The 24,406-nt window shown below is 45.2% G+C and carries 24 protein-coding genes; 20 read left to right on the forward strand and 4 right to left on the reverse strand.

The window, feature by feature from the left end; all coding sequences use genetic code 11:
* Nucleotides 1–3 precede the first annotated feature (3 nt).
* The 6 genes from GK047_RS05115 to gndA all read left to right on the forward strand — a co-directional run bounded on the left by GK047_RS05115 (nt 4) and on the right by gndA (nt 7,652).
* Nucleotides 4–1,305 (forward strand): 6-phospho-beta-glucosidase, encoded by a 1,302-nt coding sequence (locus GK047_RS05115; protein WP_163942077.1) that lies wholly within the window; start codon nt 4–6, stop codon nt 1,303–1,305.
* 100 nt (nt 1,306–1,405) lie between these two features.
* Nucleotides 1,406–2,413, forward strand: coding sequence for a LacI family DNA-binding transcriptional regulator (locus GK047_RS05120; RefSeq protein WP_163942079.1), 1,008 nt, complete (start codon nt 1,406–1,408; stop codon nt 2,411–2,413).
* Nucleotides 2,414–2,429: 16 nt separating this feature from the next.
* Nucleotides 2,430–3,701, forward strand: a complete 1,272-nt coding sequence (locus GK047_RS05125; RefSeq protein WP_163942080.1) for a nickel pincer cofactor-dependent isomerase, group 22 — start codon at nt 2,430–2,432, stop codon at nt 3,699–3,701.
* A complete protein-coding gene (gene gntK, locus GK047_RS05130) occupies nt 3,698–5,269 on the forward strand; it encodes a gluconokinase (protein ID WP_163942082.1) in 1,572 nt (523 codons plus the stop codon). The genes GK047_RS05125 and gntK overlap by 4 nt, the downstream gene beginning before the upstream one ends.
* 159 nt (nt 5,270–5,428) lie before the next feature.
* Nucleotides 5,429–6,196: an SDR family oxidoreductase gene (locus GK047_RS05135; RefSeq protein WP_163942084.1), complete on the forward strand. Its 768-nt coding sequence runs from the start codon at nt 5,429–5,431 to the stop codon at nt 6,194–6,196.
* 43 nt (nt 6,197–6,239) lie between these two features.
* On the forward strand, nt 6,240–7,652 hold the full coding sequence (gene gndA, locus GK047_RS05140; RefSeq protein ID WP_163942088.1) for an NADP-dependent phosphogluconate dehydrogenase: 1,413 nt from the start codon (nt 6,240–6,242) through the stop codon (nt 7,650–7,652).
* Nucleotides 7,653–7,690: 38 nt separating this feature from the next.
* Here the strand turns inward: gndA and GK047_RS05145 are convergent, their stop codons facing one another.
* Nucleotides 7,691–7,990, reverse strand: a complete 300-nt coding sequence (locus tag GK047_RS05145; protein WP_163942091.1) for a hypothetical protein — start codon at nt 7,988–7,990, stop codon at nt 7,691–7,693.
* Nucleotides 7,991–8,205: 215 nt separating this feature from the next.
* On the opposite strand from GK047_RS05145, the gene GK047_RS05150 reads away from it, so the two are divergent.
* Entirely contained in the window at nt 8,206–8,724 is a 519-nt protein-coding gene (locus GK047_RS05150; protein WP_163942094.1) for a shikimate kinase, read from the forward strand.
* A 16-nt stretch (nt 8,725–8,740) separates the two neighbouring features.
* On the opposite strand, the gene GK047_RS05155 is transcribed toward GK047_RS05150, so the two are convergent.
* Nucleotides 8,741–9,031, reverse strand: coding sequence for a rhodanese-like domain-containing protein (locus GK047_RS05155; protein WP_163942097.1), 291 nt, complete (start codon nt 9,029–9,031; stop codon nt 8,741–8,743).
* A 142-nt stretch (nt 9,032–9,173) separates the two neighbouring features.
* Between GK047_RS05155 and crcB (GK047_RS05160) the strand changes: the two genes are divergently transcribed.
* The 12 genes from crcB (GK047_RS05160) (at nt 9,174) to GK047_RS05215 (ending at nt 20,233) form a co-directional block, all read left to right on the forward strand.
* Nucleotides 9,174–9,554, forward strand: coding sequence for a fluoride efflux transporter CrcB (crcB, locus tag GK047_RS05160; protein WP_163943664.1), 381 nt, complete (start codon nt 9,174–9,176; stop codon nt 9,552–9,554).
* The gene (crcB, locus tag GK047_RS05165) at nt 9,554–9,910 is read left to right on the forward strand and encodes a fluoride efflux transporter CrcB (RefSeq protein WP_163943667.1); all 357 of its coding nucleotides are present in this window, start codon (nt 9,554–9,556) and stop codon (nt 9,908–9,910) included. Before crcB (GK047_RS05160) ends, crcB (GK047_RS05165) begins: the two co-directional genes overlap by 1 nt.
* 88 nt (nt 9,911–9,998) lie before the next feature.
* A complete protein-coding gene (aroA, locus tag GK047_RS05170; protein ID WP_163942099.1) occupies nt 9,999–11,294 on the forward strand; it encodes a 3-phosphoshikimate 1-carboxyvinyltransferase in 1,296 nt (431 codons plus the stop codon).
* 32 nt (nt 11,295–11,326) lie between these two features.
* Nucleotides 11,327–12,139 (forward strand): C39 family peptidase, encoded by an 813-nt coding sequence (locus GK047_RS05175; RefSeq protein WP_163942104.1) that lies wholly within the window; start codon nt 11,327–11,329, stop codon nt 12,137–12,139.
* 11 nt (nt 12,140–12,150) lie between these two features.
* Nucleotides 12,151–12,576, forward strand: coding sequence for a CoA-binding protein (locus GK047_RS05180; protein ID WP_163942107.1), 426 nt, complete (start codon nt 12,151–12,153; stop codon nt 12,574–12,576).
* A 251-nt stretch (nt 12,577–12,827) separates the two neighbouring features.
* Complete coding sequence (locus tag GK047_RS05185; protein ID WP_205516306.1) at nt 12,828–13,472, forward strand: hypothetical protein; 645 nt, start codon at nt 12,828–12,830, stop codon at nt 13,470–13,472.
* Between the two features lie 116 nt (nt 13,473–13,588).
* Complete coding sequence (locus tag GK047_RS05190) at nt 13,589–15,478, forward strand: glucose PTS transporter subunit IIA (protein WP_163942109.1); 1,890 nt, start codon at nt 13,589–13,591, stop codon at nt 15,476–15,478.
* Nucleotides 15,475–17,232, forward strand: coding sequence for a phosphoenolpyruvate--protein phosphotransferase (gene ptsP, locus GK047_RS05195; protein WP_163942112.1), 1,758 nt, complete (start codon nt 15,475–15,477; stop codon nt 17,230–17,232). The genes GK047_RS05190 and ptsP overlap by 4 nt, the downstream gene beginning before the upstream one ends.
* Nucleotides 17,216–17,758 (forward strand): type 1 glutamine amidotransferase domain-containing protein, encoded by a 543-nt coding sequence (locus GK047_RS05200; protein WP_163942115.1) that lies wholly within the window; start codon nt 17,216–17,218, stop codon nt 17,756–17,758. Before ptsP ends, GK047_RS05200 begins: the two co-directional genes overlap by 17 nt.
* Nucleotides 17,759–17,884: 126 nt before the next feature.
* A complete protein-coding gene (locus GK047_RS05205) occupies nt 17,885–18,292 on the forward strand; it encodes a hypothetical protein (protein ID WP_163942118.1) in 408 nt (135 codons plus the stop codon).
* Between the two features lie 176 nt (nt 18,293–18,468).
* Nucleotides 18,469–19,488: a catabolite control protein A gene (ccpA, locus tag GK047_RS05210; protein ID WP_163942120.1), complete on the forward strand. Its 1,020-nt coding sequence runs from the start codon at nt 18,469–18,471 to the stop codon at nt 19,486–19,488.
* A 43-nt stretch (nt 19,489–19,531) separates the two neighbouring features.
* On the forward strand, nt 19,532–20,233 hold the full coding sequence (locus tag GK047_RS05215) for a 5'-methylthioadenosine/adenosylhomocysteine nucleosidase (RefSeq protein ID WP_163942124.1): 702 nt from the start codon (nt 19,532–19,534) through the stop codon (nt 20,231–20,233).
* 170 nt (nt 20,234–20,403) lie between these two features.
* Here GK047_RS05215 and GK047_RS05220 read toward each other — a convergent pair whose 3' ends face one another.
* Nucleotides 20,404–21,591: an acetoin utilization protein AcuC gene (locus tag GK047_RS05220; protein WP_163942127.1), complete on the reverse strand. Its 1,188-nt coding sequence runs from the start codon at nt 21,589–21,591 to the stop codon at nt 20,404–20,406.
* A gap of 40 nt (nt 21,592–21,631) precedes the next feature.
* Nucleotides 21,632–22,270 carry a GNAT family N-acetyltransferase gene (locus tag GK047_RS05225; RefSeq protein ID WP_163942129.1) on the reverse strand — a complete coding sequence of 213 codons (639 nt, stop codon included), beginning with the start codon at nt 22,268–22,270 and terminating at the stop codon, nt 21,632–21,634.
* A gap of 301 nt (nt 22,271–22,571) precedes the next feature.
* Here GK047_RS05225 and acsA point away from each other — a divergent pair, with 301 nt between their 5' ends.
* Nucleotides 22,572–24,296 (forward strand): acetate--CoA ligase, encoded by a 1,725-nt coding sequence (gene acsA / locus GK047_RS05230; RefSeq protein ID WP_163942132.1) that lies wholly within the window; start codon nt 22,572–22,574, stop codon nt 24,294–24,296.
* Nucleotides 24,297–24,406 lie beyond the last annotated feature (110 nt).

Below are 24,406 nucleotides of genomic sequence, written 5' to 3' on the forward strand. Positions count from 1 at the left end.
ACAATGAGAAACGCATTAAAAATCGCAATCATTGGCGGAGGTTCTTCGTATACGCCAGAAATCGTGGAAGGCTTTATTTTACGATACGAACAATTGCCTGTGAGAGAGCTTTGGTTTGTTGATGTGGAAGAAGGCAAGCATAAGCTGGAGATTGTAGGTAATTTGGCGAAAAGGATGATTGAAAAGTCAGGCCTTCCAATTGAGGTGCATTTAACCCTCGATCGTAGAAAAGCGATTGAAAATGCTGATTTTATTAGCACTCAAATGCGTGTAGGCCTTTTGGAAGCACGCAAGTGGGATGAGCATATTCCGAATAAATATAATGTTATTGGACAAGAAACTACTGGGCCAGGCGGCATGATGAAAGCACTTCGTACAATTCCAGTGCTGCTGGATATTTGCAAAGATATCGAAGAGCTTGCTCCGAATGCTTGGTTATTGAATTTTACGAACCCTGCTGGCATGGTAACCGAAGCTATTCACAAGTATTCGAAAGTGAAAAGTATTGGGTTGTGTAATGCCCCTATCGGTCTGCACAAATGGTTGATGAAGAAGTATGATGTAAGCTCAGAACACATCTACACGGAATTTGTCGGTCTGAACCATTTGCACTGGGTTACGCGCGCTGAAATCAAAGGCGAGGACAAATTAGCCGAACTGCTGGATCGCAGAGAAGAATACAGCGGTAAAAACGTGCCAGCTAGCGAGTGGGATGCTGATTTCCTTCGTTCCTTGCAATCCTTGCCCTCGTACTATTTGAAATATTTCTACATGACCGATGTCATGCTGCAGGAGCAGCTCGAATCCCTCAAAGAAAATGGGACACGCGCTGAGGTTGTGAAGCGTGTAGAAGATGAATTGTTCGAGCTGTATAAAAATCCTGACTTACAAGAGAAACCAAAGCAGCTTGAGAAGCGTGGTGGCGCCTATTACTCCGAAGCGGCGGTTAATCTGATGGACTCGCTTTACAATGACAAACGAGACATTCAAACCTTGAATGTGATGAACGATAACATCATTGACTTCCTGCCGAAGGATGCTTGCATTGAGGTTAACTGCGTAGTCACGGCAAATGGCCCAGTACCAATGGGATTGACTAAAGTTCCTGAACATGTCAAAGGACTTATGCATGCAGTCAAAACATATGAGCGACTGACAATCGAGGCGGCCGTACAAGGCAGCAGAGACCTCGTTCTACAAGCGCTTGTTCATCATCCCTTAGTGCCTTCAGTAGGGGTAGCCAAAATATTGATGGAAGAGATGCTAGAGAAAAACCGACCTTATTTACCTAATTTTTTCAAATAAGTAATCGTCATCAAGCTCCCTGAGAAGGGGGCTTTTTAGTTTCTAAATGACTATTGTTAACGTGTGCATTCCGTGCTATTCTGTTGGTAGAGGTGATTGTATGAGCGTTACCATTAAAGATATAGCTCGTCAAGCTGGGGTGTCTCATACGACCGTTTCAAGAGCATTGAACGATAGTCCCCTAATCAATGAAGAGACGAAGGATCGGATTCGCACCCTTGCAACTAAAATGGATTACACTCCTAATTTCAGCGCCAAAAGCTTGGTATTGGATCGTTCGTATAACTTAGGGCTCTTTTTTACTACACTGAGCCAAGGAACATCGGCGGGTTTCTTCTATGAAGCCATTCGCGGTGTTAATAACGTGATTCAAGATCGCTATCAATTGATCGTCAAAGGGATAGACGATTACACGAGTTTTCATTCCATAACACGTAAAAGTTTTGATGGTATTATCGTTGTTAGCCAAAGCGATGATGACCAGCCTTTCATTGACCATGCGACAGACAAAGGCATCCCGCTTGTTGTCTTGAATCGTCCCATAGACACCCCTGGTGTGCTGAACGTAATATCTGACGAAGAGCAAGGCGCATTTCTGGCAGTTTCCTATCTCATCGAACAAGGACATCAACGAATTGCTTTAGTTGAAGGACGCGCAGGCTTCAAATCCGCACAGAACCGCAAGAAAGGCTTCGAAAGAGCGATGCTTCACAATCGTCTAACGGTAAACTCAAATTATCGATTTCCTGGTTTGTACGATTTAGAGAGTGGACATAAGGCGATGCAGCATTTCTTGACGCTTGCTGAACGACCGACTGCTGTTTTTTGTTGTAATGATGAAATGGCCTTGGGTGCTATGAAAGCGATTTCGGAAGCTGGTATGCTGGTTCCTCGCGACGTATCCATTATCGGTTTCGACAATACGGTTTATGCTGCTTATGTCACGCCGGCTTTAACAACCGTTCATAGACCGATTGAACAAATCAGCAAGGAAGGCGCTACTCGCCTTATTAGCAATATTGAAAATAAGCAGCATGAAACCGAGCAGGTGCTTTTAAAAACAGAGCTAGTGGTACGGGAATCCGTTCGTTCACTGTTAAATGGATAGGAGAGTGAGAAGCTAGATGAGCATTCTTAGAGAGTTACTTAAGGATATTCCCATTCCGCAAATGGTTAAGATCCGGCAGAAATTTGACCGCGCGATCCTCGAAAACCCTGAGGTGGAGCTAGCGAACAAGCTGGCAAGCAGCGGTGTGATGGAGAGCATCCATCCAGGACAGCAGGTTGCTGTTGCCGTTGGGAGTCGCGGTATTGCCAATATTGCTGGTTTCACCAAGACAACATTAGATGCGATAAAGGCTAGAGGAGCGCATCCTTTCATCGTACCGTGTATGGGAAGTCACGGGGGAGCTACGGCTGAAGGACAAACGGAAGTTCTACAGCACTTTGGTATCACCGAAGCAACCATGGAAGCGCCGATTCGCTCCTCTATGGAAGTTGTACAGATTGATCAACTGCCTAACGGTTTGCCTGTTTATGTGGACCGTATTGCGTCTGAGGCCGATGCCATTGTCGTTATTAATCGGGTAAAGCCCCATACCGCGTTCCGTGGTCGCATCGAGAGCGGCATCATGAAGATGATTGCTATCGGGCTTGGCAAGCAAAAAGGCGCAGAGGCTTGCCATCAACTTGGGTTCAAATATATGGCGGAAAATGTGCCTGCAATGGCTACTCTTATGATAGAGAAACTCCCCATTGTGTTCGGAGTCGCGCTTATCGAGAACGCCTATGACGAAACGTGTCGAGCTGAAGTGCTTCCAGCAGCTGAGATAGAGGCTAGGGAGGAGCAATTGCTCATCGAAGCGAAATCGCGTCTGCCGAAAATTTTGTTTGATGAGATCGATGTGCTTGTAATCGACTACATAGGCAAAAACATTAGTGGTGACGGGATGGACCCCAATGTAACAGGACGGTATCCTACGCCTTACGCACATGGCGGCCCGGAAGTAGCCAAGATGGTCGTTCTTGATCTAACACCGGAAACAAAAGGCAATGCAAATGGCGTAGGCACTGCTGACTTCACCACCCAAAGACTTGTCGATAAGACGAATCTGGAGGCAACCTACGCTAATGGGTTGACTTCGACCGTCTGTGCACCGACTAAGATCGCAACAACACTAGAGAACGACTTCTACGCGATTAAAGCAGCTATTAAAACGTGTAATATCCTTGATTACACAACATGCAAGTTAGTTCGGATTCAAGATACGCTTCATCTTGGAGAAATTGAGATATCTGTCAATTTACTGGCTGCTGCTCGTCAACATCCAGATATCGAGATATTAACAGAGCCATATGAACTTTCATTTGACGCAGAGGGGAACATTTGCAAATGACAGATCATTCCCCAGCAGCTAAACCTTACATAGTCGCAGCGGATATTGGCACAACAAGCACCAAAACACTAATTATCGACCGGGAAGGGCGCGTTAAAGCTTCACATTCCATCGAATATCCTTTGTTTACTCCAACCGCTGATCGTGCTGAGCAAGACCCTCAACAAATTTTTCAGGCTGTCGTTGAAGGCATCGGTGCCGTTGTGCGCGAACTCGGAATATCGGCCGAGGAAGTGCTTTGTGTATCTTTTAGTTCCGCCATGCATAGTCTTATCGCAGTTGATGACCAGGCAAATCCGCTTACACAATGTGTGACGTGGGCGGACAATCGGAGCGCTGTCTACGTAGAAGAACTGAAACGCAGCGGTTTGGGTCAGCAAATTTATTCTCGTACAGGAACGCCCATACATCCGATGTCTCCCTTGCTTAAGCTGATGTGGTTCCGCGATAATGAGCCCGATCTCGTCAAACGTACATATAAATTCATCGGTATTAAGGAATTTGTTTTCGTGCAGCTGTTCGATCGCTATATCATCGATCATTCCCTAGCGAGTGCAACAGGCCTATTCAATCTCCAAAATCTTGATTGGGATGAAGAGGCTCTTCGTTTGGCTGGAGTGACTCGCGGTCAGCTTTCAGAGCTGGTGCCGACAACGTTCCACATCAACGGCCTTCGTGTCGAACACGCGGCCGCTATGGGTCTGTCCACAGCTACACCTTTCGTGGTCGGTGCTTCCGATGGCGTCCTTGCAAATCTGGGCGTTGGCGCTATCGAGCCTGGCGTTGTGGCTGTTACCATCGGGACGAGCGGGGCCGTTCGCAGCGTCGTAAACAAGCCACAGACCGACCCTGAAGGCAAGCTGTTCTGCTACGCGCTGACTGAGAATTTCTGGGTTGTCGGCGGACCGATTAATAATGGCGGCATCGTTTTTCGATGGGTAAGAGACCAAATAGCGACGTTAGAAACAGAAGAAGCACGTCGTATAGGCATGGACCCATATGATTATTTGACGGAACTGGCTTCTCAAGTGCAAGCGGGCTCCGATGGACTGTTATTCTTGCCGTTGCTAGCTGGTGAGCGCGCTCCTTACTGGAACGCCAATGCGCGAGGCGTATACTTCGGCCTTTCATTAAATCACCAGAAAAAGCACATGATTCGTGCGGCTTTGGAAGGCGTCATGTTCTCCATCCAGGCTGTCGCCTCTTCGCTAGAAAGACTGATGGGACCAGCTACGGAGCTTCGCGCTTCTGGCGGATTTGCGCGATCTGCGTTTTGGCGTCAGATGATGGCGGATATGATCGGCACGTCAGTAACAGTCCCCGACGCTATAGAAAGCTCGGGAGTTGGCGCGGCATTGCTCGGCCTACTAGCAATGGGCGAGATTGAAGATTTATCACATGCGCACAATTGGATTCAGGTAGGCACGGCTCATGAGGTAAATGAAAGCGATTATCGCATCTATCAGCAATTGACATCTATTTATACAAGCGTATATCATCAATTAAAAGATCAATTCGATGCGATTACCGCCTTTCAGCAGCAGCACCTCTTGAGTCTTAAATCATAAGTTTTTGCGAATAAAGCATAATGCAGCATGGTTTATGCAGAAGTGCTTGCTAAAGCAAACGCAGCTCATGCTTGCCAAGATAGCTTTTTTAAAGAAAAGCTGGGCTTATGCTTATGAAGAAAGTTTTGCTACAGCAAAGCACTTAGGAGGATGACGACGATGAACTTATTCGATCTTACAGGCAAAACAGCAGTCATTATTGGCGGAAACAGCACACTAGGAGGAGCCATGGCGGTTGCTCTTGGTGGACATGGGGCAAAAGTTGCCATCGTTGGGCGCAATCAAGAGAAAAGTGAGCAGGTGGCTCTGCGTATTCAAGAAGACGGCGGAGAAGCGAATTGCTTTCAAGCGGATGCGACCAAACGCGAGGATCTGGAGCACGTATTGAAAGAAGTCATTGCTTGGTCAGGAAGCGCGGACATTCTGATGAATTGCCCCGGTAAAAATAGTGCCACACCTTTCTTTGACATTTCCATGGAAGAGTGGGATTCTATAATGGAGGTTAATTTGAAAAGCGTCGTGTTAGCTTGCCAAGTGTTTGGGAAATATATGGTTGATCGTGGAGAGGGCGGAAGCATCATTAACATTTCCTCCGTTTCATCTGATCCTCCGCTTTCCCGTGTATTCACTTACTCCGCCTCCAAAGCAGCCGTCAATAATATAACGCAAAATTTGGCCCGTGAATTTGCTCCGAGCCGTGTACGCGTCAACGCGATCATCCCTGGATTTTTCCCAGCGGAGCAAAATCGTAAGATCTTGTCGCCTGAGCGGATCGAGTCTATCATGCGTCATACGCCGATGAATCGATTCGGGGAGGCTGCTGAGCTGCAGGGTGCAGCGGTTTTCCTTGCCTCTGAGCAAGCTTCAAGCTTTGTGACAGGCTCTGTCTTAAGAGTGGATGGCGGTTTTGGCGCGATGACGATTTAATACCTATTTATCGGACTACTTATCGGAAGGGTGTATGAGAAACATGTCGAAACAACAAATTGGTGTGGTTGGTCTTGCGGTTATGGGGAAAAACCTTGCGCTGAACATCGAAAGCAGAGGATTCAGTGTATCGGTCTTTAACCGTTCTTCCGAAAAAACAAAAGAGCTTCTGCAAGAAGCTCCGGGTAAAAATTTAGTAGGTACATACAGTATTGAGGAATTCGTACAATCGCTAGAAATTCCGCGCAAAATTTTGATTATGGTCAAAGCGGGCGGACCGACGGATGATACGATCAACCAATTGCTTCCTCATTTGGACAAAGGCGATATTTTGATCGATGGGGGGAATTCCTTCTTTCCAGATACACAACGCCGCAACAAATCTCTTGAAGAGCATGGTATCCGTTTCGTAGGAACCGGCGTTTCCGGTGGTGAAGAAGGCGCACTTAAAGGTCCTGCGATTATGCCGGGCGGTCAAGAAGATGCTTATAAACTGGTAGAACCTATTTTAACGGCAATTTCTGCAAAAGTGGGTGGCGACCCATGCTGTACATATATCGGACCTGATGGCGCTGGACACTATGTTAAAATGGTGCACAACGGTATTGAGTACGGCGATATGCAGTTGATTTGCGAAGCTTATCAATTGCTCAAAGACGTGTTGAACGTGAGCACAGAAGAGCTGCATGAGATTTTCACCGAGTGGAACAATGGTGAACTCGATAGTTACTTAATCGAGATTACGAAAGATATTTTCACCAAATATGACGCTGAAACTGGTAAACCAATGGTGGATGTCATCTTGGATTCCGCTGGACAAAAAGGTACAGGAAAATGGACCAGTCAAAGTGCGTTGGATCTTGGCGTTCCGCTTTCAATTATTACAGAATCCGTGTTCTCCCGTTTCATCTCAGCGATGAAAGAAGAACGCGTTGCGGCTAGCAAAGTTCTCAAAGGACCTGATGCTCCAGCCTTTACAGGTGATCGCAAAGCGTTTATTGAGGCTGTACGCCAAGCGCTTTACGCAAGCAAAATTTGCTCTTATGCTCAAGGTTTCGCTCAGATGAGGGCTGCTTCTGAAGAGTATAATTGGGGTCTGAAGTATGGCAGCATCGCGATGATATTCCGTGGTGGTTGTATCATTCGTGCTAGATTCCTGCAAAACATTAAAGAAGCGTACGATCGTGATCCGGAATTGAAGAACTTACTTCTGGATTCGTACTTCAATGGCGTGGTTGACAATTATCAACAGTCTTGGAGACAAGTGATTGCAGAAGCGGTTACTCGCGGGATTGCAGTACCTTCTTTCGCATCAGCACTTGCCTACTACGATAGCTACCGCACTGAAAGATTGCCAGCGAACTTGCTGCAAGCTCAGCGCGACTATTTTGGCGCACATACGTTCCAACGTGTGGACAAAGAAGGTAGCTTCCATTTCAACTGGATGGAAAACTAAAAGTCCATTGCTCATAGCAGAAGTATAATTCTGGGGAATTAATCAGTTTCCTGTAAGCCATAAGCTGCTTCGCGCAGCCACATTTTCAGACGATCAGCTTCTTGATCGAAACCATGGCGCCTATGAATAAGCATCATTGCTACCTCGGCAAAATAACGGAAGTTTTTCATTAATCGCGGTTGAGCTAGACCTTGCATTTGTGGGTCTTCCTCAACCATTTTTTTCTTTATAAACTCCAAAATCCAAACGACATCTTCTTTGCAAAGCGGGTAATTTGGATGCAAAATTTGTTCCAGTTTGCCTTTCGTATGGTTGGTATAGGCGACAGTTTGGTTCAAAGTTCCATCTCTCCTTAATCGGTATAGGGTCTCTTTTTCATCTTCGAGCTCCCCTGAAAGGAAAACTCTTCATCTTAAGTCTAACTCAACTGTAAATGCTGGAATTTATTCACAATACTATATGTTTTTTTTGCTGATTGTATTCATGTCTTATAGGCGTATGGTATGATGTTGGGAACGTTTGTATGAACAGTTTATGGGAAAAGAGGATCAATGTGAATACGAGAAATATCGTGCTTGTAGGTTTCATGGGGACTGGTAAATCGACAGTTGGGCAGAAGTTGGCTGAGCGGTTAGGATGGTCATTTCTAGACTCGGATGCTGTAGTTGAGCACCAACAGCAAACAACGATTGCTGAGCTATTTAGCAACTATGGCGAAGCCCATTTTCGCGCTTTAGAAAGCAAAGCACTTGAACATATTTTAACACAACAAGGTCAAGTGTTAGCCACAGGTGGAGGGGCGGTGCTTGCAGAGAGCAATCGAGTATGTATGTTAAGCCAAGGCTTTGTTGTTGCACTCCAAGCAGCTCCCTCAGTCATTATTGAACGTGTGAGAACGGATGAGAGTCGCCCTTTACTGCAAGGCAACCTAGACGATCAGGTTTATAAGCTGCTTGAACAGCGGAAGCACGCATACGATTTTGCGCATACCACAATCGACACCACAGAACTGACCGTAGAGCAAATTGCAGAGGAAATTGTGAGCAGGGCAGGACTGAGAGGAGAAGGATAAGCGTAGACGTAGACGCTTAGTCCTCCCATTCCAACATGCCGCCCGTCATGTTCTTTAAACCTTTGTAACCAAGTGATTCCAAATAATCAAACGCCCGACCGCTGCGGTTACCGCTCCGGCATACAAGAATAATTTCTTCGGTTTGCGGAATGTCAGTGTGACGCTCTGGCAATTGACCTAAAGGAATATGTTTGGCCCCTGGGATCATGCCTGCGGCCACTTCCTCATCTTCACGAACATCGATAATTGTTAATTGCTCGCCGCGACCGAGTCTTTCTTTAATTTCTGAAGGAACAATCGTATCCAAGGTAAGCCTCCTAGCTTCAAGGTGACTGGGAAGAAGTCCCATTGTAAGTAATGATAGAAAGAATTGAACAAGAAGTCAAACCATTGGTTAATTCAATGGATTTCGTCAGTCATTTTCATAGATGGAGTGAAGTCTTTTGACGATGTTATATATCGGCTTTGCTGGAATCTTCGGGGCACTAGCCCGTTATGGGCTTTCTCTCGCGTGGAATCCAGCTTCGCCAATGGCGTTTCCTTGGGGAACCTTATTTTGCAATTTCGCAGGCTGTTTGCTATTAGGCTTTTTAGCTTTTGCAGAGGGTCTCGCGATTCCGATTCGCATACGTGCTGCCATAACTACTGGTTTTATAGGCTCGTTTACCACGTTTTCGACCTTTAGCTATGAAACGTTCACTATGTTGAAACACGGACATCTTCTATTGGCTGCTCTGTATGTAGGTGGCAGTTTATGGGGAGGACTTGGTTTTACATGGGTTGGTATACGGATCGCAGAGCGCTTTCAAGGAGGAGGAAATCCTTCGTGATGACTTGGTTATGGCCTGTTTTTTTAGTGGGATTGGGAGGTTTCTTCGGTGCGATTAGCCGGTTTCAGCTTGCCGCATACATGGCGAGAAGGTTCCCAAGTTCTTTTCCGTATGGTACACTGACAGTAAATCTTTTGGGTTGTTTTTTACTAGGTTGGTTAATGAGATATCATGCCTTTGATGATTGGAAATTGCTTATAGGCACAGGGTTTATGGGTGCGTTCACCACATTTTCTACATTAAAGCTTGAAAGTCTTAAATTGCTGCGTGCTAATGACATGCAGACCTGGCTGCTGTATACGTCTTTCAGTTATACATGCGGAATTTTATTAGTGTTCATCGGATATTACATATAAGTTTATGACGCCATTTAGGTGGGAGTGCGAAGTTATTGCTCAAAATGCCGGTTTTTCTGGCGAAAAACGCTAAGGAGAGATTGCTTACATGAAAGCTATTGTGAAACCAACCGCTCAACTTCAGGGCGAAATCAATGCATTGTCGTCCAAAAACTACACCACTCGTTACCTTCTTATTGGTGCACTTGCCGATGGGACAAGCACGATCTACTATCCAGCTCATAGTGAAGATAGCGATGCGATGAGACGCTGTGTGAGGGATCTTGGAGCTATTATTGAAGAAGACGATGAAAAAATCGTCATCACAGGATTTGGCAAGCACCCCAAACACGTATCTGAGCTTAACGTTGGAAATGCTGGTGCAGTACTTCGATTCTTGATGTCAACAGCTGCATTTTGTCCGGATCTGACTTTTGTCAATACGTATCCAGAATCTCTAGGCAAAAGGCCACATGATGATTTAATTGTAACTTTGCAACAAATGGGCGTTGAAGTTCAACATTCGAATGGTCGTTTGCCGATAACAATAAAAGGGGGACAACCACGCGGCGGTAAACTTACCGTTTCTGGTCATGTCAGCTCTCAGTTTTTGAGTTCCCTCTTATTCATGACCCCTCTGTTAGAAGAGGATAGCGAAATTGAAGTTTTGCATGATTTGAAATCCAAAATTATTGTTGGACAAACATTGGAAGTGCTAGAGCAAGCAGGAATTACGGTTCATGCTAGTGAAGATTTGATGCATTATCGAATTCCTGGCGGCCAATCGTATCAAGCTAAGGAATATGTTATTCAAGGTGATTATCCAGGTTCAGCGGCTATTCTAGCGGCTGCTGCGGTTACTAATTCCGATGTGCGCGTACTTCGTCTTGAAGAAAACAGCAAACAAGGGGAGAAAGCATGCGTTGATGTTTTGCGCGCCATGGGAGTGAATTTGACACATGATAACGGTGTGGTTCACGTTCGCGGTAATCAGAAGTTGCTGGCTGGAGAATTCGACGGCGATCATTTCACCGATGCTGTATTGGCAATGGTTGCTGCAGCCGTTTTCGCTGAAGGTACTTCGCGTTTCTATAATGTTGAAAACTTGCGGTACAAAGAATGTGACCGGATTACCGACTATTTAAATGAACTGCGTAAAGCTGGGGCTGATGTAGAAGAGCGCCAAAGTGAGATTATCGTCCATGGTAAGCCGCAGGGAGTCGAGGGTGGCGTTGAAATTAACGCACATTTTGATCACCGCGTCATTATGGCGTTAACGGTTGTAGGACTGCGTTCCCAAAAGGGTCTGATTATCAAGGATGCCCATCATGTGGCAAAATCTTACCCTCAATATTTTGATCATTTACGATCTATCGGTGCTCAGGTTGAACTTTTGAATGAGTGACGAATTTTCAAAACAACGGCGGGTGAATCAGCATGATGATTATTTGGCAAGGATTAAAGGTCACATTAGGATTATTCCTCGTAGTAGGACTAGTGTTTGCCAGCAGCGTGTTTGCGGTATTGCTTTATGCGAAAGCGACCGGTAAGGAGCCGGCTCTATTCGCAGCGGGTTCAGCGTTACATGTGATTGCTGCTGCACCAGCTAAAGTGATCGAGGCATCCCCTACGCCGATCCCGGAGAAGCTAAAATCAGCTATGATTGATGCACCTGTTTTTAGACAATTACCAGAACTGCCAGCAGGTTGTGAAATTACAAGCTTGACCATGCTTTTGCAGTTCAGTGGTGTGAACAAAAGTAAGATGGAGCTGGCAGCTGAAATGCCCAGGGATGAAACGCCAGTTACGCTTAATGCAGACGGTTCGATAGGCTACTGGGGCAATCCGAACACTGGTTTTGTGGGGGACGTCACTCGTAAGCAAAGAGGTTTTGGTATTTATCATGCAGGTATTTTCCCGCTGCTTAAAACCCATATTCCATCGGCTATTGATATAACCAACGAATCATTTGACATGTACGAAGATCAGGTAGCTAGTGGGATTCCGGTTGTTGTTTGGACGACAATTGATTACAATATTCCTTACAAATGGGTTACATGGGATACGCCAATTGGACCCGTAAAAACATCGTTTGCGGAACATGCTGTTTTATTGGTAGGATATGATGAAAACAACGTCTACTTAAATGATCCTTTGAGTGGCAAGAAGCAAGTACAAGTGGATAAAGCGCAGTTCATCGACAGCTGGACTGCGATGGGGAAACAAGGTCTGACGTATTTGAAAAAATAGGAGGAAAGACGATGGTCTTCGAAAATCCATCCCGTGATCATATTAAGGAACTAATGGCAGGAGCAGGTAATATCGCTGTTGTTGGTTTGTCTGATAATCCGGATCGTACTTCGCATATGGTTTCAGCAGCTATGCAAAAAAGAGGCTACCGGATCATTCCAGTGAATCCGAATGCGACTGAAATTCTTGGGGAAAAAAGCTACGCTTCGTTATCTGATATTCCAGATCCCATTGATATCGTCAATGTCTTCCGTCGTGCTGATCAGGTTGTACCGATCGCTAAGGAAGCCGTTAAAATTAAAGCTAAGGTGTTTTGGCTGCAGCTTGACATTGTGAACGAGGAAGCTGCTCATATTGCCGAGGAAGCTGGACTTGTGGTTATTATGGATCGTTGCATTAAAGTTGAGGATGCAATCCTCAATCCAAGAAACAACTAAAAATTTAAAGCACATAAAAAGAGCCTAACCCTTAGGATATGATCATTAAGGGCTAGGCTCTTTTTATGTAACAAGGGGTTACGAATTCAATATATCATGATCAACGTAACACGCTTTTTCCCCTAATGAACGTACATTCCTTCCGGTCGGTACCCAACAGCTTCCATAAATAAAAAAAGAACAAGCGGAGAGAATAAAAAAGGCCCCAAAAACGGGGTAACTATTGATGAAATTCAGAGGAGGATTTACAGATGTATAACAATAACTTCAGCAACTACGGATCTTCATCTTTTGCTAACCCCAATACCCAAGGCTCTCAAAGCAGCAACTCGCAGTACCAAGGCTATCAGAAGCAATATCAACCTATAGGTTATGTACAGTCTTTTTATGGAAAAAGCGCTGTTCAGCCGAATCAAAGCTATGGGCAAGTAGCATCTCCAGAATCGTTTCATACAGCTAACTACCGTGGCAATCAGCCAGGTCAAGATGCATACTTGCGCTCGGATTTAGTAGCTCCCGCACAGCACCAAGTATCCAGTTTCCAGAGCGGATACTCTTCCTATACGCCTATAACTAACAGCCAATACGCCGCTAATCAATCCTCACAACAAAGCTATCCAATTAACCAACAACAATATGCTTCAAATCAGTATGGCAGTGTGGTACAAGCTAATCAACCGTACGCTCAACAAGCGATTGCACCTAATGCATATCATACGGCAAATTATCGTGGGAATCAGCCAGGACATGATGCATACCTGCGTTCTGATTCTTCAACCCCAGCCCAACAACAAGGCTTCCAATCGGGATATGGTAGGCAAGGTATCCAATCTTTTAATACAGGCTTTAGTCAATCAGGACAAGGACAGCAATTCGGATATAATTCCTCATATTAATAACGAGAAGTACTTGATGTTGTCTATAAGCAGGTCGATATTCGACCTGCTTATTTTGTTTTTGACAAACAGGCTGACAAGCTTTACGATTTGAGTAGAAAGGAGGTAGCATACGTTTGAACTGGATGGGGAATTTACAACAGCTCGGCCGCTCTTTAATGCTGCCTACCATTGCGCTTCCTATTGCTGCTGTGCTGCTTCGTTTAGGTGACTTACCGTGGGATGCGATTCATGCCTCCAGCTTCGGGGATATGTTGCTCCTAGCGGGAAATACGGTGTTTGATTACATACCGATCATTTTCGCTGTTGGTGTTGCGCTAGGACTTACAGAAAGCGCTGGTATAGCTGGTTTATCCGCCATGCTTGGTTATTTTATTTTTATAAGACTAATCGAGCACCAACTTGGACCTAGTTTTCAGCTTGGGGTTTCTGGCGGGATATTGATTGGTCTTCTTGCTGCAATTATTTATCATCGCTTTAAAGAAGTAAAGCTGCCTGAATACATTCAGTTCTTTGGCGGTCCGCGAATTGTTCCGCTCCTCATGGGACTAGCAACACTAATTGTATCCTACATTATGATTGCTATTGGTCCCTACCTTGAAATGGGGATGTCTAAGTTATCCAGTTGGTTGCTAGGATTAGGTGGCTTTGGCACGTTCCTTTATGGGATTGCCCACCGTCTGCTTGTTCCTTCCGGCTTGCACCATATTCTGAACAATTTTTTCTGGTTTCAGGTTGGCGCTTACAAAGCGACGGACGGCAATATGGTGTATGGCGATCTTCCTAGATATTTTGCAGGAGATCCGACAGCTGGGATGTATATGGCAGGGCTTTATCCGATCATGATGTTCGCTCTTCCGGCTATTGCATTCGCCATTATTGGCGAAGCACGTGAAGATTTGAAGCCGAAGATTAGAGCAACTTTTCTTACTGCAGCGTTAGCTTCCTTTTTGACAGGAGTCACGGAACCGATTGAATTTGCTTTTTTGTTTGTTGCACCTTATTTATTCGTAGTTCATGCGATTTTATCCGGTGTGGCAATGTGGATTGCTTATTACTTGAATATACATCATGGATTTTCTTATTCCGCAGGTGCTATCGATTACATCATTAACCTGCATTTATCGAATCATGGACTTCTCTTAATTCCAATAGGTTTGATTTACGGTTTACTTTACTACTTCTTATTTCGATGGGCCATTCGGCGGTTTCAAATACCGACACCTGGAAGGGAAGAAGGCTCATCTTTGGAAGAATGGGCGGGTGACATTCCTTATCGCTCACCGCTTATTTTGCAAGCACTAGGTGGAAAAGATAATATTAAGAAGATTGAGGCCTGCATAACAAGGTTGCGACTTACCCTTGTCAATGATCGTCTGATGGACATCACGGCATTACGACATCTGGGAGCAGCAGGCGTCATACGTCTTGGGGGAGGCAATGTTCAGGTCGTGTTCGGGACATTCTCAGAGCTAATTCGTGAAGAAATTATGAAAGTATTGCGTAAGGATATTCATGTTGTTCTTTTCACTTCACCTATGCAGGGTAGGATGATTCCTATTGAGGAAGTACCGGATCGTATTTTTGCTTCAAGGTTAGTAGGCAACGGCGTTGCTTTTTTTCCTGAAAAAGGGGAGCTGGTATCTCCGGTCGCAGGCACGATCATGCATATTTATCCGACAATGCATGCTCTTGGTATTTTGACGGAAGATGGATTGGAAGTACTTCTGCATATTGGTATTGACACAGCTAGTTTACCAGGTAAATGTTTTACTGCCGTGGTTAAAGAAGGCGATCGTGTTGAGCCAGGTCAACTGCTCGTGAAATTCAATTTGAACAAAGTTAAAAAGTTTGCTTCATCATTGGCGACACCGATGATCATTACAAATCCGGATCTTGTCAAATCGTGGAGCTTCGCTCCGTTTAAAGCCGTTAAAAAAGGCCAAGGTTCTGTGATGTCCGTCGTCTTAAAGCCTACCAAATCGTCAGGAGGGACAAACGGATGATCAGAGGGATAGGGGCGTCTTCGGGTATCGCGATGGGGAAAGCGTTCGTCATCCCAACCTGGGAGTGGGATTTTCCCGAGAAAATGATCGACGTGACAGATCTAGCGTACGAATTCGAACGCTTGTATGATGGCATTAGATCTTCAAAAGATGAGCTTGAGCTCATTAAACAAGAGATTAAAGAAGTCGTGGGACAGGATCAGGCCTATATTTTTGACGCACATTTGGCCATTTTAGAAGATCCTATCTTTATGAATGAAATTCAGGGAATTATCGAGCTGCAGTACAAAGCCGCAGAAGTAGCTGTTAAAGAAGTAATTGATAAATTTGTCGGCATGTTTAACCTTATTGATGATGAATACATGAAAGAACGCGCGCTTGACATTAAAGATGTGGGCAATAGACTGCTTAAGCATTTGCTAGGCGATACGAGCTCGAACGTTCCGCCGATTGACCATTCCTACATTTTGGTAGCGAAGGAATTAACGCCGTCACAATTAGCCCATTTGGACCCTAGTAAAGTACTGGGACTACTTACTATCCTTGGCGGCACACATTCACATGTATCCATTATGGCAAGAGCAATGTCGGTTCCTTACGTACTCGGCTTAGAAGGCAAGCTGCTCAGGCCGATTCAAAATGGTGATTTTCTGATTATTGATGGTCAAGAAGGTGCTCTGTATATTAACCCGGATCAAGCGACCATTGAACGTTTCCAAGCACGAAAGCGGAATTGGCTAGAATTTAAGGAAAGTTTGCAGGAGATAGCTGATGTAGCCTCAATGACTTTGGACCACAAGCACGTTAATCTTCATGCCAACATGAACTCCGTTATGGAGATTGACCAAGTTTTGCGTAATGGAGCTTCGGGGGTTGGCTTGTTCCGTACAGAGTATTTGTATATGGATCGGGATTCACTGCCAAGCGAGGATGAGCAGTTCGAAGTTTACCGACATGCGGTTAAGCAATTGCAGGGCAAACCAATCGTAATACGGACACTCGACATTGGTGGGGATAAGAAGCTGGATTATTTACCATTACCGAAGGAAGATAATCCGTTTCTTGGCTACAGGGCGATTCGTATCTCGCTGCACCGTAAAGACTTGTTTATGACGCAGTTGAAGGCCATACTGCGTGCAAGCAGCTACGGTCCAGTCAAGATCATGTACCCGATGGTGACATCGCTGGATGAGGTGCGTCAGGCCAAAGCTATGTTAGAAGAGGCCAAACTGGAATTAACCGCCCAAGGGATTTCTTTCAATGCTCAGATTGAAGTCGGTTTAACAATTGAAGTTCCCGCCGCTGCACTTATTGCGGACATACTGGCAAGTGAAGTCAATTTCATGAGTATCGGTACCAACGATCTTGTCCAGTATGTCCTTGCAGTTGATCGAATGAATGAGAACATTGCGCATCTATATGATCCCTACCATCCAGCGGTTATCCGACTCTTGAAACATGTAATTGATTCGGCCAAAAGTGTAGGGATTCCAGTAGGCGTGTGTGGTGAAATGGCTGGTGATAGTAAGGCGCTCCCGATTTGGTTAGGTCTTGGCATCGAGGAGCTTAGCATCTCAGTTCAGTCGCTTTTACAAGTCAAACACCGCTTAATAACAAGCGATGCTTCTAAATGCAAGGAACTTGTAGATCGAATCTTGCTTTGTAAAACAAGTGAACAAATTACCGAGCTGCTTGCTCAAAGCGAACAAGCAGAAACGGCAGTAGGAGGAAATTCAAATGGAGTTAACAGGTAGCAAAGTGTTAGCGTTTGTTGATGAGGAATTTGAAGATTTGGAAATGTGGTATCCCGTATTGAGGTTGAGAGAGTCTGGAGCCGCAGTAGACATTGTTGGGCCGAAAGCAAAGACGGTCTACCATGGTAAGTATGGTGTTCCCATTACTACGGATTACGCGTTTGATGAAGTGAAATCTTCTGATTACTTGGGGTTGTACGTTCCAGGAGGTTGGGCGCCTGATAAATTGCGCCGATACAAGGATGTGCTCCGATTAACGCAAGAGTTCCATGCTGCGACGAAACCGATTGCGCAAATTTGTCATGCTGGGTGGGTGTTGATTTCGGCTAAGATCATAGATGGCTATACATTGACTTCCACACCAGGCATTCGCGATGATATTGAAAATGCAGGAGCCACATGGGTAGATGAAGAAGTGGTTGTAGACCGCAACATCATTTCAGGACGACGTCCGCCAGATCTTCCGGCATTTTCCAAGCGATTTGTGGATGAACTTATCAAATTTAAGGGACATCAGGCAAACTAACATTCAACTTCTTTAGGTGGCAAAAACTACTACTCATACTTCGGGAGGAAATCGACCGATAGAGTAGAATATCATAAGTACAAGCAAAAGTGTGTACACGCCGCCTGTCATGAAGGAGTGTTTAGGATGCAAAAGTATTGCAAGTGCGGACGCGCGATGAACCTTCGTCTGCGTACAGTTATTTATCAAAATAACGTCGACATTGAAAACGTGCCTATTTACTCTTGTGAGACGTGCGGCAGAAGTGAAGTTGTCCCCCATGTGAAACCTGAATTGACAGGTTTGATTGGGAAATTGGGAAGTAAACCTGAGAAACAGCAATTCTTCTTTCATGAGATCTCGGAGATCGCCTTTTTGTTGCTTAAAGTAACGGAAAAAGAGCATATGAATGATTCCTTAGAGAAAATTGTGGAGGAACGGATTAATGAGCTTCTTGATATTCTTTTATTAGCTCAATCGTTGGGTGACGAGCCTTGGACCGAAGAGATTCGTAAACGACTGTCGCAAATTACACAAAGCACTATTTCGACATAAGCAGCAAGCTGCCAATCTCTATGGGATTGGCTTTTTGCTCATAGAACTGCTAGATTTGAAAATAACAATGAAAATCTGTAAAATAATTTTCAAAGCATTTTCATTATGCATTGCAAGATGGATTAATTTGTCGTATCATAACGGTAATATGCTAGGATCGCAGAATACTTTTGAATATGGAGAGAGTGACCGTGACCGTAACCATTTATGATGTAGCTAGAGAAGCAGGAGTTTCGATGGCGACCGTTTCGAGGGTTGTTAACAACAATCCGAACGTCAAGCCTCAAACACGTAAAAAAGTTTTTGAAGCGATTGAACGGCTCGGTTACCGCCCTAATGCGGTGGCGAGAGGACTCGCCAGCAAGAAGACAACAACGGTAGGCGTTGTGATTCCCGATATTTCCAACTCCATTTTTGCTGAAGTTGCTCGTGGGATTGAAGATATCGCGAACATGTATCACTACAATATCATTTTGTGTAATGCTGATAAGAAGAAAGAAAAAGAAATTCGTGTCATCAATACCTTACTGGAGAAGCAGGTCGATGGTCTGTTATTCATGGGTGGCGTTGTGACCGAGGATCACATCCAAGCTTTCCGCACGTCATCAGTCCCAGTCGTTCTTTGCGGAACCAAAGATGAGAATCAAACAATGGCGTCGGTGGATATTGATCATGAGAAAGCGGCATTTGATGCGGTTCATGTACTGATTGCTAGCGGTCACCGTGACATTGCAATGATTTCGGGAACGCTGCATGATCCTGCGAATGGATTCGCCCGTTATCAAGGGTATAAGAAAGCATTAGAAGCGGCAGGCATACCTTTGCGTGATGAATATGTACGTATTGGAAATTATCGTTATGAATCCAGTGTAGATGCTGTCAATTTTTTCTTGGAGCTATCCCCAAGACCGACAGCAATTTTCTCAGCTACCGACGAAATGGCGATTGGCGCTATTCATACCATTCAAGATAATGGCTTGCGAGTTCCAGAAGATATTGCCGTCATTAGTGTGGATAATATTCGCATGGCGTCTATGGTAAGACCTACATTAACGACGGTTGCTCAGCCTATGTACGATATCGGAGCGGTTTCCATGCGTTTGCTAACGAAGCTGATGAACAAAGAATCAACAGATAACATGCAGGTTATTTTACCGCACGAAGTTATTCACCGCCATTCGGTGGCTCATTCTTAATGAGCCATCTTTCTATTTTAAAGCAGAAAAGAGGATACCAGGCATGACATGGAACAAAATTGCGCTTATTGGAGCGATGAATGAAGAAATCGAGCTTTTGCTCTCTCATATGCAAAATGTGAGTGAAACGATTAGAGCGGGCATTACGTTCCGAGAAGGCGTATATTTCGGTAAGGAAGTAGTTGTCTGTCGCACGGGTGTCGGGAAAGTTAACGCGGCGGTTACTACACAAATTCTGATTGACCACTTCAGGGTAGAAGCTATTATTTTTACAGGTGTTGCAGGTGCTCTTGATCCTGAATTAAACATTGGTGATATCGTTGTATCCAGCGAATGTGTGCAGCATGATATGGATGTAACCGCACTCGGGTTCCCACGGGGCGTTATTCCATATGAAGCTAAGTCTAACTTTGAAGCAGACAATAAGTTAGTTGAACTTGCGATTGCTTCCGGTGAACGCTTGTTTGCTGGTAAGGTTAAGCAGGGGAGAGTTCTATCAGGTGACCAGTTTGTGGCAAATCGCGAGGTGGTTGCTCAACTGCATCAAGAGCTAGGCGGCGTTTGCGTTGAAATGGAAGGTGCATCCGTGGCTCAAGTAAGCTCTATGCATGGCATTCCCTTCGTGATCATTCGATCGATGTCCGATAAGGCAGATGGATCTGCTCATGTGAATTTTGCCGAGTTTACGGTGCAGGCTTCAGAAAACTCATACAAGATGGTTGAGGATATGGTGAAGCATCTCTAAAGAGGAGAAGCCAAGCCAAGACAAATGTTAATCGCATGAACGTTACAAAACAAGCAGACTAAAACCTCAGGATTTTGCCAATATGGCGAGTTCCTGAGGTTTTTTGTAGGTGAGAGTTTGACTTGAAATTACATATTGGAGGGAGTCTGCTGTTGGTTTCCTCTAATGAGTTATTTCAGGTACATCATAGCAAGTTCTTTCGTTTGACGATTTTTTTCTGTAATTGCCTGGCGTCTAGGAATGGGTACCCAATTGTCTAATGGATCCAGCCAAGTATTCGGAAGCAGGGCAGGGCTCTTGCTTTGCCAGGCGTCTAGCCACGACTCAGGCAGCTCTAGCAGGGGTTTTTCATTTAATTGCTTTAAGATTGGCTGCTCGCTCATAACGAGCCAGAGGAGGCTCCAGGCTCGCGGAACAACACGCCAAATATCATAGCCGCCGCCACCGAGGGCAATCCAACGCCCCTCACACCATTGGTGGGCAAGGGAGTGTATGAGTTCAGGCATTACTTTGTACACCTGCATGGAACAATGCATATGCGCAAGCGGGTCGAAAGCATGGGCATCACAGCCATGTTGGGAGATAATGACGTCTGGCCGGAAGCGCGCGACAGTTTCGGTGAGCACTTCTCCGAAGCATTCTAGCCATGACTCATCCTCGGTGTAGGGCTCCATGGGGATATTGATCGTTGTGCCGAACGCGTCGCCCTCTCCGCGTTCGTTCACAGCACCTGTGCCAGGAAATAAGTATTTCCCTGTTTCATGAATGGATAGGCTGCATACTTGTGGATCGGTGTAGAATCCCCATTGCACACCATCCCCATGATGTACGTCCGTATCGACGTACAGTACCTTCGCTCCGTATATCTCTTTGGCATGCGCAATCGCCGCAGAGGCGTCATTGTAGACGCAGAAGCCTGCCCCTTTGCTTTGCAGCGCATGGTGTAGCCCGCCACCCAGGTGAAGGGCGTGCGAGGCCGCGCCAGACATCACCATCTCCGTTGCGGTGATGGAACCACCAACAACCTTTGCCGTGATATTGTGCATACCGGCAAAGTAAGGCGTGTCGTCGGTATCTAGACCGAAGCGTGCCGCTTCTTTGATCCAGCGATCTTCCGGCACGGAGCAGCTAAGGCCCTTCACCGCCTCAATGTAAGCGGGTGCATGAACACGAAGCAGCTCCATATCGGTAGCTGGTGTAGGTAGCCTCAGTGCGCTGTCAGGCAGTGCGCCGGCTTTGCGCAGGAGATCTACCGTCATGAGAAGCCTGTCTTGATTGAAAGGGTGGTCTTCGTTAAATTTATACTGAATCTCTTGATTATCAAAGATGAAGACAGGATGTGACACGTTCCTTTTCATATTGAATATTCCCCCAAAACCATCATGAAACCCTCTATTATTAATACATGAATCGTTGATGAAAACGGATGCGATCGAAATGCTCGACGGAAGATTGAGGAACCTTCCTACCGATTCTAACCATTAGGCAGTTCGCTGGGTGTGAGCAAATCTCGGGATCATCTGTAGCAAACCATACCATGTCTACGCATTTCATTAGCTTCTCCATCATTTGGCGGTACTCCCAAACGGTAAGTCCGCTTGTTTCCAAGTCCCAATGCCAGTAGTACTCGGTCGTGAAACAGATTACATTTTCGAGTTGTTCATTTTCAAAGGCGAGTTGGATCATTTTTTTGCCTAAACCAATTGAGCGATAGTCGTCCGCAACTTCAATCGCTCCAAGCTCAATGAGATCCTGCATATTATCTTGCGACCAACGTTCAATCTCATCCGGATAGTGAAAGGTCACATATCCAACAATCGTTGATGCATCTCTTGCTAATATTATACGTCCTTCAGGCAATTGCGCGATTTCAATTAAAGCTTCTAATTGTTCTTTAGGCCTTCTGAAAGCGTCCAATTTCACGTGCATGGTAAGTTCTTGCAGGCTCTCCGGTGAAACAGGTCCTTCAATAACGATTTCGGGTTGATCCGGAGCAGCGCGAAAGCAGAGTGAACGATACGTTTTGATATGCTGCATAACCTTAGCTCTCCTTTTAAAAAACAGCATGATGAAAGATTCCTTTTCCATTAGGTCATCGTATATATTACCATATAAGAAAGTATAAGGTTTCAGATTCGCGAAAACAACTTTCTTACTGATTTCCGTTCATAAATATATACTTTCTATTAAATTGAGCCTGGAAATAAAAGCTTGAATTGGGCATAGGCGAAAAATTATCGTTGTGATATAATAGAATATGTCAAAAAGCGTTCACATTTTGCGCGAAAAAATCAATAAAATGAAAGCGGTTTAAAACTGTGAGGAGGGCTTTACGAACATGGATCAAATGAAAGTGGAACTCATTGAGGCTGTATCCCTTAACCCGAACATGAAAAGTTATGAGCAAACTCGTGAAGAGTTTGATTGGAATGAAATCGAGCAGAGCTTCTCATGGTTTGAAACTGGCAAGGTGAACTTGGCCTATGAAGCGATTGACCGACATGCGGATTCTTCCAAAAAAGACAAGATTGCTCTGTATTACAGTGACAATCAACGAGAGGAAGCCATCTCGTTCGCGCAAATGAAAGCGAGATCCAATCAGTTCGGCAATGTCTTGCGCGATTTGGGTGTAAGCAAAGGAGAGCGCGTATTTGTTTTCATGCCGCGTACCCCTGAACTTTACTACGCCTTGTTGGGTACGATAAAAGTAGGGGCAGTCGTAGGTCCGTTGTTTGAAGCCTTTATGGAAACGGCGGTAAGAGATCGTTTGGATGACAGCGCTGCAGTTGCCATCGTGACGACACCAAGCTTGTTATCACGTGTTCCAGTCAGTGAACTGCCTCATTTGAAGCATGTCATTCTCGTCGGTCAAGACATCGATCTTGGCGAAGGGCAAGTTGATTTCTTCAAGCAGATGGAGGGAGCATCAACGGATTTGGATATTGAGTGGGTGGATCGCGAAGACGGTTTGATCATCCACTACACATCTGGATCAACGGGCAAGCCGAAAGGCGTTTACCATGTACACAATGCAATGCTACAGCATTATTATACAGGTAAAATTGTATTGGATCTTCAGGAAGATGATATCTACTGGTGCACCGCTGATCCAGGCTGGGTAACGGGGACCTCCTACGGTATTTTTGCTCCTTGGCTCAATGGAGCTACGAATGTCATCCGCGGAGGACGTTTTAGCCCGCAGGATTGGTACAGTACGATTCAGAAATACGGTGTAACCGTATGGTACAGCGCTCCGACTGCTTTCCGCATGTTGATGGGTGCAGGCGATGAAGTCGTTACACAGTACGACCTGTCTTCTTTACGCCATGTTCTCAGCGTAGGTGAGCCACTCAATCCAGAAGTTGTGCGTTGGGGACTGAAGATATACAACCAACGCATTCATGATACATGGTGGATGACGGAAACTGGTGGGCAATTAATCTGTAATTATCCTTCTATGGTGATCAAACCTGGTTCCATGGGTCGTCCAATTCCGGGTGTGGATGCAGCTATTATCGATGACGCAGGCAATGTGCTTCCGCCTTATCGGATGGGGAATTTAGCGATAAAAACACCTTGGCCGTCCATGATGCGCAAAATTTGGAATAATCCATCCAAATACGAGGAATACTTCCGTCTCTCAGGATGGTATGTATCCGGGGATTCTGCTTATCAAGATGAAGATGGTTACTTTTGGTTCCAAGGACGTGTCGATGACGTTATTAACACATCTGGAGAACGTGTAGGTCCATTCGAAGTCGAGAGCAAGTTGATTGAACATCCAGCAGTTGCTGAAGCTGGTGTCATCGGGAAACCAGATCCGATGCGCGGCGAAATTATTAAAGCATTCATTGCTTTGCGCGAAGGCTTCTCCCCGTCGGATGAGCTGAAGGCTGATATTTCTAAATTCGTCAAAGAAGGATTGTCTGCTCACGCAGCGCCTCGTGAGATTGAATTTAAAGACAAGTTGCCTAAGACACGCAGCGGTAAAATTATGCGTCGTGTATTGAAAGCATGGGAACTTAATTTGCCGACAGGTGACCTATCTACTATTGAGGATTAATTGCTTTACGGTTGAACTGAATTATAATGAGGCCCTTCTTCTTACCGCATTGTGCGAGTAGAAGAGGGGCCTTTCTATGCCTTGAATTTGTAAGATTTAAAAGAAAAAGA

The sequence above is a fragment of the Paenibacillus sp. SYP-B3998 genome (genome assembly GCF_010820665.1).
In the GTDB taxonomy this organism is placed as follows: Bacteria; Bacillota; Bacilli; order Paenibacillales; family NBRC-103111; genus Paenibacillus_E.

Bases quoted from the DNA above. Each gene is read 5' to 3' on its own strand.
- GK047_RS05115 (WP_163942077.1), top strand. From the start codon at position 4: ATGAGAAACGCATTAAAAATCGCAATCATTGGCGGAGGTTCTTCGTAT.
- GK047_RS05120 (WP_163942079.1), top strand. From the start codon at position 1,406: ATGAGCGTTACCATTAAAGATATAGCTCGTCAAGCTGGGGTGTCTCAT.
- GK047_RS05125 (WP_163942080.1), top strand. From the start codon at position 2,430: ATGAGCATTCTTAGAGAGTTACTTAAGGATATTCCCATTCCGCAAATG.
- gntK (WP_163942082.1), top strand. From the start codon at position 3,698: ATGACAGATCATTCCCCAGCAGCTAAACCTTACATAGTCGCAGCGGAT.
- GK047_RS05135 (WP_163942084.1), top strand. From the start codon at position 5,429: ATGAACTTATTCGATCTTACAGGCAAAACAGCAGTCATTATTGGCGGA.
- gndA (WP_163942088.1), top strand. From the start codon at position 6,240: ATGTCGAAACAACAAATTGGTGTGGTTGGTCTTGCGGTTATGGGGAAA.
- crcB (WP_163943664.1), top strand. From the start codon at position 9,174: ATGTTATATATCGGCTTTGCTGGAATCTTCGGGGCACTAGCCCGTTAT.
- crcB (WP_163943667.1), top strand. From the start codon at position 9,554: ATGACTTGGTTATGGCCTGTTTTTTTAGTGGGATTGGGAGGTTTCTTC.
- aroA (WP_163942099.1), top strand. From the start codon at position 9,999: ATGAAAGCTATTGTGAAACCAACCGCTCAACTTCAGGGCGAAATCAAT.
- GK047_RS05175 (WP_163942104.1), top strand. From the start codon at position 11,327: ATGATGATTATTTGGCAAGGATTAAAGGTCACATTAGGATTATTCCTC.
- GK047_RS05180 (WP_163942107.1), top strand. From the start codon at position 12,151: ATGGTCTTCGAAAATCCATCCCGTGATCATATTAAGGAACTAATGGCA.
- GK047_RS05185 (WP_205516306.1), top strand. From the start codon at position 12,828: ATGTATAACAATAACTTCAGCAACTACGGATCTTCATCTTTTGCTAAC.
- ptsP (WP_163942112.1), top strand. From the start codon at position 15,475: ATGATCAGAGGGATAGGGGCGTCTTCGGGTATCGCGATGGGGAAAGCG.
- GK047_RS05200 (WP_163942115.1), top strand. From the start codon at position 17,216: ATGGAGTTAACAGGTAGCAAAGTGTTAGCGTTTGTTGATGAGGAATTT.
- GK047_RS05205 (WP_163942118.1), top strand. From the start codon at position 17,885: ATGCAAAAGTATTGCAAGTGCGGACGCGCGATGAACCTTCGTCTGCGT.
- ccpA (WP_163942120.1), top strand. From the start codon at position 18,469: ATGGAGAGAGTGACCGTGACCGTAACCATTTATGATGTAGCTAGAGAA.
- GK047_RS05215 (WP_163942124.1), top strand. From the start codon at position 19,532: ATGACATGGAACAAAATTGCGCTTATTGGAGCGATGAATGAAGAAATC.
- GK047_RS05220 (WP_163942127.1), bottom strand. From the start codon at position 21,591: ATGAAAAGGAACGTGTCACATCCTGTCTTCATCTTTGATAATCAAGAG.
- GK047_RS05225 (WP_163942129.1), bottom strand. From the start codon at position 22,270: ATGCAGCATATCAAAACGTATCGTTCACTCTGCTTTCGCGCTGCTCCG.
- acsA (WP_163942132.1), top strand. From the start codon at position 22,572: ATGGATCAAATGAAAGTGGAACTCATTGAGGCTGTATCCCTTAACCCG.